10 protein-coding genes are annotated in these 13,180 nt (G+C 45.3%); 3 read left to right on the forward strand and 7 right to left on the reverse strand.

The genetic code is table 11. The annotated features are described in order from the left end of the window. Window positions 1–39: 39 nt before the first annotated feature. From V9W66_RS04555 to V9W66_RS04565, 3 genes are read right to left on the reverse strand one after another with little or no spacing between them, the layout of a single operon-like run. The gene (locus tag V9W66_RS04555) at window positions 40–1,047 is read right to left on the reverse strand and encodes an ABC transporter permease (RefSeq protein ID WP_092068559.1); all 1,008 of its coding nucleotides are present in this window, start codon (window positions 1,045–1,047) and stop codon (window positions 40–42) included. A gap of 3 nt (window positions 1,048–1,050) precedes the next feature. Further along, window positions 1,051–2,043 carry an ABC transporter permease gene (locus V9W66_RS04560; protein ID WP_144093271.1) on the reverse strand — a complete coding sequence of 331 codons (993 nt, stop codon included), beginning with the start codon at window positions 2,041–2,043 and terminating at the stop codon, window positions 1,051–1,053. Then, entirely contained in the window at window positions 2,043–3,548 is a 1,506-nt protein-coding gene (locus tag V9W66_RS04565) for a sugar ABC transporter ATP-binding protein (RefSeq protein WP_144093269.1), read from the reverse strand. Before V9W66_RS04565 ends, V9W66_RS04560 begins: the two co-directional genes overlap by 1 nt. 265 nt (window positions 3,549–3,813) lie before the next feature. On the opposite strand from V9W66_RS04565, the gene V9W66_RS04570 reads away from it, so the two are divergent. The 3 genes from V9W66_RS04570 to V9W66_RS04580 are packed head-to-tail and all read left to right on the forward strand — an operon-like array spanning window position 3,814 to window position 7,630. Next, window positions 3,814–5,379, forward strand: coding sequence for a response regulator transcription factor (locus V9W66_RS04570; protein ID WP_144093267.1), 1,566 nt, complete (start codon window positions 3,814–3,816; stop codon window positions 5,377–5,379). Then, window positions 5,376–7,199, forward strand: coding sequence for a sensor histidine kinase (locus V9W66_RS04575; protein ID WP_144093265.1), 1,824 nt, complete (start codon window positions 5,376–5,378; stop codon window positions 7,197–7,199). Before V9W66_RS04570 ends, V9W66_RS04575 begins: the two co-directional genes overlap by 4 nt. Window positions 7,200–7,246: 47 nt before the next feature. Next, complete coding sequence (locus tag V9W66_RS04580) at window positions 7,247–7,630, forward strand: DUF3783 domain-containing protein (protein ID WP_144093263.1); 384 nt, start codon at window positions 7,247–7,249, stop codon at window positions 7,628–7,630. Window positions 7,631–7,771: 141 nt separating this feature from the next. Here the strand turns inward: V9W66_RS04580 and V9W66_RS04585 are convergent, their stop codons facing one another. The 4 genes from V9W66_RS04585 to V9W66_RS04600 all read right to left on the reverse strand — a co-directional run bounded on the left by V9W66_RS04585 (window position 7,772) and on the right by V9W66_RS04600 (window position 13,178). Beyond that, window positions 7,772–9,190, reverse strand: coding sequence for an arabinose isomerase (locus tag V9W66_RS04585; protein ID WP_118368701.1), 1,419 nt, complete (start codon window positions 9,188–9,190; stop codon window positions 7,772–7,774). An 18-nt stretch (window positions 9,191–9,208) separates the two neighbouring features. Further along, window positions 9,209–10,612 carry a rhamnulokinase gene (gene rhaB, locus V9W66_RS04590; RefSeq protein WP_015527297.1) on the reverse strand — a complete coding sequence of 468 codons (1,404 nt, stop codon included), beginning with the start codon at window positions 10,610–10,612 and terminating at the stop codon, window positions 9,209–9,211. Between the two features lie 271 nt (window positions 10,613–10,883). Beyond that, window positions 10,884–12,053, reverse strand: coding sequence for a substrate-binding domain-containing protein (locus tag V9W66_RS04595; RefSeq protein ID WP_144100510.1), 1,170 nt, complete (start codon window positions 12,051–12,053; stop codon window positions 10,884–10,886). 147 nt (window positions 12,054–12,200) lie between these two features. Next, window positions 12,201–13,178 carry an ABC transporter permease gene (locus tag V9W66_RS04600; protein WP_144094071.1) on the reverse strand — a complete coding sequence of 326 codons (978 nt, stop codon included), beginning with the start codon at window positions 13,176–13,178 and terminating at the stop codon, window positions 12,201–12,203. Window positions 13,179–13,180: the final 2 nt, after the last annotated feature.

Here is a 13,180-nt window from a genome sequence, read left to right on the forward strand (position 1 = left end):
GGAGGCAGCTAACAATCATATGGGTTTCAAAAGTGATATTTAGTTTTTCTTCATTGCGACTGCTTTTTTCACATCGCCGATGATATTCGGAAGAGCTACTGCTGCTACCAGAAGTACACCGATGATGAGAAGGATCACCTGTGCATTTACGTTCTTCTGTCCAAGTCCAACTCGTAAGCATACGATGATGAATGCAGAAATGATACCGCCGGCCAGGTTACCTTTACCACCTGTGGAGGAAATACCTCCGAATACTGCCATTGCAATGGCATCCATCTCAAATCCGTTACCGGTTGTTGTATTTGCACCGTAGGAAGAGGATACCAGGAATACTGCACAAAGTCCGGACATAAGTCCCATAACTGTGTAGATGATGAAACGGATCTTCTCTACGTGAACACCTGCGTAATAAGCTGCCACACGGTTTGTTCCGATCGCATATGTACGGCGTCCGAATGTGCTCTTTCCAAGAAAGATTGCAAAAAGTACACCAAGGATCAGCACCAGGAAAAGAATATATGGAATATTTCCAACCTTTCCACCGATAGCACGGAAGCCATCTGTGTTTGTGATTGCAATACTTCCGCCGGCTCCAAGTGTTACCTCAGCGATACCACGGAAGATGATCTGTGTTGCCAGTGTTACGATCATTGGAGGCAGCTCCTTGAAACGGGTAAGGATAAATCCGTTAACCGCACCACAGAGGGCACCAACAACCAGTGCTGTAAGTACTACTACAATGAACGGAGCGTTTGTGTTGCAGACCATACAGCTTAAGGTAGCGGAGAGACACACGATCGCACCTACGGAAATATCGATCTCGCCTAATACCAGGATGTACGCCATTGGAAACATCATGAATACCTCTGCAAGGTAAACCGGCATCTGACGAAGAACACTCTTCATATTATAAAACTCAGAAAATGATGCGCAGAAAATATTTACCAGGATAAAGAGAATGACCAGGATGCCTTCCCAACTGAATATGATGTGTTTCATCGGATTTTCCGGCACATTGTTAATACTTCTTCCAGATTTTCCAGCCATGATTTACATCTCCCTTCCCTTTAATGCGTTTTTATCTGCGATTCTCTGCAGAACAACGTTGATCACAACTACTACCAGGATGATAACACCCTTAATCATGTTCTGCCACAGTGAACTGATACCTACAAGCGGAAGAGCTTTTGCGATCGTTGCAAGGATAATGGAACCGAGGAATGCACCTACTACGGTTCCACGTCCACCGCTCATGCTTACACCACCGATAACGCAGGCTGCGATAACATCCATCTCACCGCCGTACTGCATATCAGGCATTGCAGAAGCATAAACAGATACCTGAAGTGCTCCGCCAAGACCTGCGAGGAATCCCATGATCACATATACAAGAAGGTTGATATTCTTTACATTGATACCGGAAACCTGTGCTGCGCTTGCATTACTTCCTACTGCGTAGATCCTTCGTCCTGTTCTTGTCCATTTCATAAAGAAGAAGAATACCACATAGCATACGAGGATCACCCAGATAACCTTGTTGATCCCAAGGAAGCTGGTTGTTGCAAAATTCTTAAACTCACCAAGAGCTGCGGCACTTGCCCACTCACCACCGTGTGAAACAAGATAACCCATTGCTCTGTAGATGTACATAAAGCCCATGGTTGCAATGATAGGCGGAACGTTTGCTCTTGAGATCACAAGACCTACAACCAGTCCGCAGGCAATACCGATCGCCATTGCAATGATGAAAGCAAGTAATGTACTTGTGATATGTCCGTATTTCAGGAGCATACCGATGGACATACCGGAAAGTGCCAGAGTTGACATGATGGAAATATCGATTCCGCCTACCAGCATGACACACAGCATACCAAGTGACATTACCATTGTTACTGCATTATTTTTCAGCATCTCCATGAGTGACTTCGGCGTAAGGAATGACGGGCTGATCACTGTGACAACGGCAAACAGCACGACCACAATAATTGCCAGCAGAGCCTCTCGGGAGCCTGTAATCTTCTTGATAACAGATTTCTTTTCCATTATTTAGTCCCCTTTCCAGTGCTCTTTTCCATGGACAGCTCAAGGATTCCTTCCTGTGTTGCCTCTCCCCTGTTCAGTTCACCTGTCTTACGGCCGTTGCACATAACGACGATACGGTCAGACATTCCAAGGATCTCAGGCATCTCGGAAGAGATCAGGATGATGGCATAGCCCTTCTTCGCAAGATCTCCCATGATCGCATAGATCTCGGCTTTTGCACCAACATCGACACCCTTTGTCGGCTCATCCATGATAACGACCTTCATTTCCTGAGCAAGTGCCTTGGCAACAACAACCTTCTGCTGGTTACCACCGGACAGTGAGCTTGCAGGCTGGAAAATATCAACAGCCTTGGTATCTACTTCTTCAAGAAGCTTCTTGGAAAGCTCTCTTTCTGATTTCTCGTCATTGAATCCGCATTTTGCATATTTGCTGATGATCGGAAGGGTTACGTTTCTTCCAAGGCCCCAGCTCATGACAAGGCCCTGCTTCTGTCTGTCCTCAGGAAGAAGGATGATACCTTTTTCCATTGCTTCGGAAGGAGTCTTGATATAAACCTCTTTTCCCTCAAGGAAAACCTTTCCTTCGTCCGGATGGGTGATTCCGCTTACAGCTTCCATAACCTCTGTACGTCCTGCACCGACCAGACCGGTAAGACCTACGATCTCGCCTGCACGTACATTGAAGGAAACATCCTTGAAAAATCCTGTTCTGGAAAGATGTTCGATACGAAGCATCTCATCTCCCAGCTTAACCTCCGGCTTCGGGAACAGATCATTGATCTCACGTCCAACCATTGCCTTGATCAGATCTGCGTTTGTGATCCCGTTTACATCATAGGTTCCGATATACTGAGAATCACGGAATACGGTAACTCTGGAAGCCAGACGGTACATATCCTCGAAACGGTGGGAAATAAAGATAATGGAAACGCCATTCTCTTTCAGCTTATCAACCAGTGTGTAAAGCTTCTCTGACTCGTTTCTGGTAAGTGCTGCTGTAGGCTCATCCAGAATGATGATCTTTGCATTTGTGGAAAGCGCTTTGGCGATCTCAACCATCTGCTGCTGTGCAACAGAAAGAGTTCCCATCTCAGCGGTTGCATCAAAATCTGCATCCAGCTCACCTAAGTACTTGTTCGCCTCCTGATTCATCTCTTTCCACTGGATCATATGGTGTTTGATGATCTCGTGACCCATAAAAATATTTTCTGCAACTGTAAGGTGCGGATATGATGTCGGATGCTGATATACGGCTGCAATACCTGCCTCCTGGGCATCCTTCGGACCCTTGAAGTCAACCTTCTGTCCGTTCAGGAACATCTCACCCTCTTCTGCTTTATGTACTCCGGTAATAACCTTGATAAACGTAGATTTACCAGCACCGTTCTCACCCATCAGTGCGTGAACCTCACCAGGCTTGAGCTGGAACTGTACATTATTCAGAGCTTTGACACCGGGGAATATCTTCGTAATACCTTTTAATTCAAGAACATATTCTGACACGGCTCTTTCTCCTCCCTTTCCTTTAATCTGATTATATTCTATCATCCGACCCACAGGTTGATAATGGGAATATTTTTGGATAAGGGTAAAATATTCTTCTTTTCCCTGTAAAATATTACTCATAAACCATTGTCCCATTCTCGTATTTCTATATACTTTATGCTATAATGATAACGCTGACGTTACAGTTTTCTGGGAATATAAACAGAGCTGTAAACGTCCGATTTACGAAGCTATAAAGCTATGCTCGATTGGAGAATTGTATATGAAATTACTGATCGTCGATGACGAAGAACTTACGCGTACCGGACTGATCTCATCTATCGACTGGGATTCTCTGGGGATCACCGAGATCCTTCAGGCAGATGATGGTGTGAACGGACTGGAAATGGCCAGACTGTATAAACCTGAGATCATTCTCTGCGATGTACGGATGCCGCGGATGACAGGCATTGCCATGCTGGAACGTCTGGAGAAATTCCTGCCGGACAGTATCCCTATCTTTATGAGCGGATATTCTGACAAAGAGTATCTGAAAGCTGCCATCAAACTAAAAGCCATCAATTACATCGAAAAGCCTCTGCATCCCGAGGAAGTACAGGCTGCAGTTCTGGAAGCGCAGACTCTTTACAAACAAAAGCTCCGCTCCCATCGTGGCGAAGCGATCCATTCTCAGGAAATCGCCACCCGGCTGGCACAGCAGCTGACTCTTCCACCTTCCGATAACAACAAAATTGCAGATCTCTGTCTGGAGCTGGGACAGCCGGAGCTTCTTGAGAACGGCATGAATTTTATCTCTGTGATCGTAAAGCTTAATGAATCTGTGGAGGCTTCCGGTATTTTCCTGGAAGATCTCCAGAACGACATTTCCTGTTTTCTGGAGCATTACCATCTGAAATGTCTTTTTGTGGAAAAAAGAGTTCAGTATCTGGTCCACCATATATATGGAAGGAATGCCCTTTCCCCGACTACCCTTTCCGCAGTGGGAAGCTATATTTCCAGACAATATGACACCTGCGGAAAGCATCTGATCGCAGCCGGAAATACCGTAACGGATATTTTCAGGGTTTATCAGTCCTACGCTTCTGCCGTGATCCTTCTGCAGAACTGTTTTTTCTTTCCGGAAAAAACATTTCTGACGGAAAATGCCATCCGCCTGCTTTCACCGAAGGGACCGGTTCCGGATTCCCTGCATTCACCGGAAAATACTTTTTCCAAATATCTCCTGGCCGGAGAAGAAGAACCCTGTTTTCAGTTTCTTGATGATCTTTTCCGGTATTATAGCTGCAATCACACATTTATGCCTAACCAGATTCGTGATCTTTATTACCAGCTATTTAATACACTTTCGGCTTCCCGTAAAAAAAATCAGCTGGAAACCGAACTTCATGAAAAGCAGGATCTGATCGTAGATACGTTAAACAACGCCTTCACCTACGAAGAGCTTCACAAAGCTCTGAAAGAAAAAACCGCCCAGTATTTTGAAGATGCGAAAAATTCCCAGCCGGAAAATTCCACGATCTTTATGATCAAGGATTATATCAGCCGGAACTATATGAACGATACACTTTCCGTAAAAGATATCAGCGGTCATGTATACCTTTCCGCATCTTATGTATGCACTTTTTTCAAAAGTGAGACCGGACAGACTCTCAATCAATATCTGACAGAATACCGAATGGAAAAGGCCAAGCAGCTGCTTTCCGATCCCAGATACAAGATTTCCGAGATTTCTTCCAAGGTAGGCTATACGGATGGCAATTACTTCGGAAAAAGCTTCAAAAAATACTCCGGCTTTTCCCCGTCTGAATACCGGGAGAAAATGTCATGAGGGCACTCTGGCGCCATTTCAAAAACGGCTACCTGAATTTAAACCTGCAGACAAAATTCACCATTGCCCTGATCAGCATTGTGGTAGTTCCTGCCTGTCTTACCGCCTTTCTTTTTTATGGACGACTTTATAGCATGGTGGTTTCCAATACCATCCGGCAGGAACAGGACGCCTCCGCAAAAACTGCACCTCTGATCGAACGGACTATGGATACGGTCCTCGCTACTACCCGGAATATTACAGGACAGAATTTTTTTCAGGAACTTTTTTATATGCCGGTCAGCGATTCAGCAAAACAGCTTGCAACATCTAACCATGCCACTGATTTTAAAAATGCCGTTCAGCGTCTGACCACAGATTCCATTGTTACCGATGTACAGATCTATGTGGATTTTCCTGATGATCTGAAGACACTGGATACTTATCCCAACACTGAGAATATCCTTGCTCCATTAAGTCAGGCGAAAGGTACCTACTGGTACGGTATCTTTCAGGGAAACCGGAACACCCAGGAAATGTTCTGTCCTTCCTTCTATCTTGGTCCCAGGGAAAAAAAGAATTATGGTGATATGGCATATATCTGCCCTTTAAGCCTTTATTATCACTCCACTGCCTATAAGGCTTATCTGGCAGTGTATTATTCCGATGACAAGCTTACTTCCATTCTTTCCGACAATCTATCTCTGGAAGGAAGTGTTTCATATATTGTAAACGAACGTGATGCCATTGTTGCTACCTCAGATCTGTCATTATCCGGAATCTACCAACTGGATTACGACACCATCAAGGCTTCCTTTATGTCTTCCAATAACTTCATTGAGCGAAACATTCTGGACACAAAGGTTTATGCAGGTTTTTACAGCATTTCCAATACGGACTGGTTTATGGTGACGGTCCTTCCTTCCCCGCCGCTGATCCATGAGAGCAACCGACTGATGATCCAGATCGTACTGATCTATGCAGTTTTTCTGGTTCTGGCACTTGTTTTTGCCAATGTACTGGCTCATTCCATTACCGGAAGACTTTCTTCTGTGATCCGGCAGATGCAGACCGTCCGCCACGGCCCGCCTACTCCTATGGAAAGTCCACAGGCACATGATGAGATCGGTAATCTTATCGATACCTACAACTATATGACTCGAAAAATGGAGGAACTGATGGAGAAGCAGGCTAAGGCTGCAGAAGATCTCCGGATCGCAGAATTCAATTCCCTCCAGGCACAGATCAATCCGCATTTTCTTTATAATACCATGGATATGATCAACTGGATGGCACTGCAGGGACAGACCGATGAGATCAGTCACGCAGTGCAAAGTCTTTCCCGTTTTTATAAGCTGACTCTGAGCCGCAAAAAAGGAATCTCTACCATTGCAAGGGAGCTGGAGCATGTAACCATCTACGTGCAGCTTCAGAATATGCGCTACCACGACAGCATTGAGCTGATCACGGATATCCCGGATGAGCTTTCAGAATACCAGATCCCGAAGCTGACTCTTCAGCCTGTTGTGGAAAATTCCATTCTTCACGGGATCCTGGAAAAAGAATCAAAATCCGGAACTATTGTTATTACCGGATGGATGGAAAATGAGGATATTGTTCTTCTGATTTCCGATGACGGTGTTGGGATTTCGCCGGAAATCCTGTCAACTATCCTTTCCGGAAAGGGAAAAAGCCAGTCCGGCGGCACAAATATCGCAGTTTATAACACCCACCGGCGTCTTCAGATTCTTTATGGAAAGAATTACGGACTTACTTATTCCAGCAAGCCTGGAGAGGGAACAGAGGTTGAGATCCGGTTCCCTGCACATCGTGAAAAGTAACTTATGTTCCAAAAAAATCTTTATTCAGAAATGAGGTATGACACTATATGAATACACAGCCAGAAGCTCTTTTATATAATTTTAACGACCCGGAACAGCTTCGCCAGATCCGCCGCTATCTGAACCGTCAGAAGGTTAAGACACGGATCGTCACTGCGCCGGAATTTCTTCATCCGCTGGGATATCTTTTTGAGATTCCGGGATTTCATCCCTCATCCCAGTTTAATCTGGGAAGCAATTTCAGTGATGAGATGATCGTGCTGAAGGATTTTTCCAGTGCACAGATGGATGGTTTTCTTGCTTTTTTCCGTGAAAACCAGATCCCGCCTGTTGCACTGAAGGCCATGCTCACACCGGTAACTCAGCACTGGTCTTCCGTCCAGCTGCACGATGAGCTTTCCAGGGAGCACACACTTATGCATAAAAAATAACTGCAAAACCAAAATCTGCCGAATCTGCATGCTGCATTTCCGGCAGATCTTTTTTATCTTATTTTTCCCACGGAAAAAGGAGACCGCTCCGCGCAGTCTCCTTTTTTGAATATGTTTTAGGTTGAATACATAAGAAAGAATTTATCTTGTCACGATATCTACCGGTACGTTAAAGATTTTTGCAACCTTCAGGATCGTATCGATGTGTCTTCCTGTAGCAGCTGCCATATGATGTGTCGGGCCAGCCTCGCTCCAACGGTTAACGAACTCTCTTGCTCCGCATGTGAAGCGTGTTCTCATGTTTGTATCACCGAAGGAAAGGATCGGTCCCTCCTCGTTTACGCCCTCAGCTACAACGAATTTGAAGTTTCCGTCTTTATCCTGAGTGATCGCAAGGTAGGTCACCGGACCTGTGTACGGATAGAACTGTGTCAGATATCCGCCGCCTGTTTTGCCATGGAATACTTTTACGATCTTCATGGTTGGCTTCTTGTCAGAGATGTCCGCGTCACCGCTTCCGGAATGTCCGATGATGCAGATGTCATCATTGAAGTCGATGGAGTACATCTCAGAAAGCTGACCTGTACCGGAAATTGTCTTTAAGATACTCATTGCCATGGCAACCTTCATGTCACCCTCTACCGCACATGCAGTACCCTGTTTGATCAGCATGGAGAATGCCGGGATCAGCATACTGTCAAGGACACCTGCTTTACCCTGTGCAAATCCGTCGTAATGAGAAGCGATCATTCCAAGATGCTCGTCTTTTACCCATTTCTCAAAAGCAACAACGTATTTGGCCATATCCCATACTTTCTCAATGGTGCCGCCGCCCTCAATATCGAATGTATCAAGGATATCCTGTGCTTTTGCACGGATTGCCTCCTCATCTGTAATATCATCAGCGATCGCCCACATCTTCTCCCAGTCGAACTGTTTTGTGTAGAGGAACATTCTGTTATAGAGGTTTGTCTCATCAATATACAGATCCATCATACCCGGGTATGGTCTTCCGATCTGTGCAATGTTAGTTTCACGGAATCTTCTTCTTACCTGAGCAGCCTTGCACCAGTCTTCGATCTCAGCCTGAACTGCAGGATCTCCGCCTTCTACAACGCCTGTGATAACCGCATGTCTCTTGCCTGCTCTCTCAAGGTCAGCAACTGCCTCGCCTACAGCACCGCATGCATAGCCTTCACCCAGCCAGGAGGCAATGTCAGTGTGCTCATAATCCAGCGCTTTGATCTTCTGAACGTTTACAAGAACAACCGGAACATCCAGATCACGGATCGCCGGAAGCATGTTGTAGGATGTTGCGTATGTCAGCATCTGAAGAAATACAAGGTCAACATCTGCTGCACGGAACTTATCTCCTGCCACCATTGCCTGCTCTTTTGTTGTCACCATTCCGCCGTCAACGATCTCTACTGTATCCGGGATCGTTTTCTTGAATGCGTCGTACTGTGCCTCAAATTCCGGCACCAGTGACGGAAACTGCGGAAGATATGCGCCTAAAGCAATTGAAAATACACCAACTTTTGCCTTTGTGTTAACTAACATAATAAGACCTCCAATAATTTATGCTTTGTATACTTTAATACCGAAGGACTCATGGATGGTTGTACGAGCCTCCTCGATCGTTTTAAACTCCTCGGCCTTCAGCATCTGTGCTGTGATATTACCGATTGCAGTAGCCTCACCAGGGCCTGCATGGATTTCTTTCTTTGTAGCTTTTGCAGTCAGCTCATTTAAGTATCCTGCATTGGAACCACCGCCTACGATATGGATACGGCTGTAGGTTCTTCCTGTCATCTCCTCGATTTCTTTTGCGATCTTAGCGTAGCAATCTGCAAGGCTTGTATAGATAACGGTTGCAATCTCGCCAAGAGTTTCCGGAACCTGCTGTCCTGTTCTGCGGCAGTAGTCCTGAACCTCTTTTGTCATGTTCTCAGGAGAAAGGAAGCACTCATCGTTTGCGTTTACTCTTGACGGGAAATCCTTAGCCTCCTCAGCCATCTCGCAGATCTGTGCAAAGCTGTACGCATCATCAAACTCATGACGTACAGACTGGATCATCCAGAGACCCATGATGTTCTTCAGATAACGGAAACGTCCTGCATATCCACCCTCGTTTGTGAAGTTCATCTCACAGCTCTTCTCAGAGCAGTCTGCTTCTTTTCTCTCGATTCCCATCAGAGACCATGTTCCGGAACTGATATAAATGAAATCGTCATCATTTGCAGGCACAGCCAGAACTGCAGACCCTGTATCATGTGTAGCCGGTGCTACAACCTCAAGATCAAAGCCAACTGCTTCCTTCACTGCGTCTGTTAAATGTCCGATGCTTGTGCTAGGCATGATCAGCTTCTGGAAGATCTTTCTTGGATATCCCAGCATATCGATCAGCTCATAATCCCAGTCCTTGGTTGTCGGGCATACAAGCTGTCCTGTGGTTGCCTCTGTGTACTCGCAAGTTTTTTCGCCTGTAAGAAGAAAATGGAAGTAGTCCGGTACATGAAGAAGTGTCTCAGCCTGCTCCAGATACTCAGGATGTTTCTTCTTCACTGCCATCAGCTGATATACTGTATTGTAGATCGCTTTCTGGATACCGGTTCTTGCATACAGGTCCTTCAGGGAAATTGTCTTATAAACTTCCTCGTCCATTCCCTCTGTACGATGATCACGATAGCCTACCGTGTTGCCAAGAACCTTGTCATCCTTGTCAAGAAGCACAAAGTCAACACCCCAGGTATCAACACCCATGCTTACCGGGATCTTGCCGATTTCTTTACATTTCTTAAGACCGTTTACGATCTCGTTGAAAAGACGGTCAAACTCCCAGCAGAGTTCTCCGTCTTTCTTGACCATACCGTTCTCAAAACGGTAGATTTCTTCCAGGATCATTTTTCCGTTTTCCATATGTCCCAGAATGTGACGTCCGCTGGATGCTCCGATATCTACTGCTAAATAATATGTTGCCATTTTTAAATCCTCCTCAATATGTAAGCTTCTGATCACTTTCATATCTGATGTTGTATTTATCATACATCAGGATCCTTCCGGTGATAAGAACCTCTTTTGTCAAAAAAAGTGTCTTTATTTGCCAATAATACAGCGATTATTTATGAACTACTGCATTATTTATTTAAAAAATCCGCTGACTGAATCAGCCAGCGGATCTCTTATTTCATACGTCCGTGAACGCAATCCGCGTTCATTATAACTTCACGATCTTATCAATTATATGATTTGATTAGTCATAAAGGTTAGGTGCGATATTCTCGTCTTCCATATTTGTTGCATCATACCAGTAACCCTCTGTAGGAACATCCTCAAGCTTCTGGCCGTTTGCTGCTGCTGTCAGAGCGTAGATTGCATAGTATCCCATCATAAGAGGAGACTGTGTAACAGCACCAACTAATGTGCCATCTTTAACAGCTGCTTTGATGATAGAACCAGCATCGAAACCAACACCGACCACATCGCCGTTTGCCGGGTCAGAACCAAGAACGTTAAGGTTAGCATTTGCTGCAAGAACACCCTCTGCGGAAACCTGGTTGGAACCGAAGATTGCGATACAGTTCTTCTGGGAAAGGATTGCCTGTGCCTCTGTGGAGCAGAGCTCTACAGTTGTCTGTGCCGGAACAGCTACCTGAATAACAACGTCAGCGTCTTTAGCGTCTGCGTCAGCACCCTCTGCTGCGTTTACATAGAACTCGTTGCCGCTTACTGCAACTGTCTTTCCATCAGCCTGAAGAAGCTCGATCATCTTGTTGATGAATCCTGTACCACGCTGCTGGATGTTCTGAGCTGTTGCATCCTGGTTAACCTCACCGATCACAACCTGTCCATCAGCATCTTTAACAACGTCTTTAATGCTGTTGTACATATTCTCAGCTGCTACTGCACCAGCCTGATTGTTATCTGTACAAACCTCGCATACTACAGATCCCTCTGGAGCATCAGCGATACCTGTATCGAATGTTACAACCGGGATTCCCTTTTCTGCACATGTCTTAAGTGCATCTGTAACGGAAGATGTATCACAAGCTGCAAGTCCTAATCCAACAGGATTGGAAGCGATAGCTGTGTTGATCATGTTAACCTGGTCAGCGATATCGGACTCACTGTTCGGTCCCTGTGGTTTATAAGTAACGCCCAGCTCCTTAGATGCTTTCTTCATACCTTCCTGAGCTGCATCCCAGTATGTGGACTGGAAAGATTTAACCATCATCGGGAACTCATAAGCTTCGTTTGCTTTCAGTCCGTCGAACTGTGCGGTAGGATCTTTAGCTGCTGTGGAATCTGCGGACTCCTCTGTTGCTGCATCTTCTTTCTCCTCAGCTGCAAAAGCTGCAGTTGCGCTCATGCTTGTTACCATTGCTGCACAGAGCATTAATGCCATAACCTTTTTTGCTTTCATATAATATTTCCTCCTTAAATATATTATATAGTTTTTTATGTTCATACGCCATTGCTACCCCTTGGCGTTTCACATCTTTGATTATCGGATACTGTTCACATTTCTCTGTGAACAGCACCCTTACTTATTATACCACACTTCTTAATATCAGTGTGCTGCTTTTTTCTCTTTCAGGATATCGATCAGAACGGCTACGATCAGAACGATACCGGTGATGATCTGCTGCCAGTTTGCCTGCAGGCCGATATATGGAAGACCTGTTTTCAGAAGCATGATGACGAAGATACCAACGAATGTACCGATCACGGAACCATATCCACCGGTAGCTGCTACACCACCAACGAATACACCACCGATAGCATCCATCTCAAGTCCGGCACCAGTACCAGGCTGTACAGTAGGTGTTACTGCTGCGTATGCGATCGCTGCAAGACCTGTAAACAGACCGCAGACAACGTATACCATTACGTGATAGAACTTTGTATTGATTCCGGAAAGGGCTGCTGCCTCTTTGTTGGAACCGATCGCAATTGTATAACGACCGAATTTGGTGTGGTTCAGGATGTACTCCATAAGAAGAACCAGAATGACCATCCACAGGAATCCAAGCGGATAACGGGAAGCACTTCTTCCTGTACCAACAGTTACTTTAAAGATTGTGTGGAACCATCCACCATCCTGTGTAAGTCCCGGCCAAGGTGTCGCACTGCAGAGAGATCCGGCACCACGGGTAATCATACAGGTACAAAGTGTTGCCAGGAATGGCGGCAGGTTCATAACACCGATCAGTACACCGTTCAGTGCACCGACTGCGATACCAAGAACAATACAGATCAGCATTGCCAGAGCTACCGGGCAATTGTTGTTTCTGATCAGGGTTCCGCCGATCAGTGCGTATGCTACCATACCAGTTCCGATTGACAGGTCAACACCACCAGTGATAAGCGGGAATGTAACTCCGATCGCCATAAGAAGATCGTAATATGAGAAATCCAGCATACTCAGGATCGTGGTGTACTGTCTGAATTCTTTACTCAAGCCTGAGAATATTGCACACAGGACAATGATAACGAGCAAAACAATAAATCTCTGATCACTTAAAATACTTTTTTTCTTCTTAGTCATGA

It is taken from the genome of Blautia massiliensis (ex Durand et al. 2017) (assembly GCF_051861785.1).
GTDB lineage: Bacteria > Bacillota > Clostridia > Lachnospirales > Lachnospiraceae > Blautia_A > Blautia_A luti_A.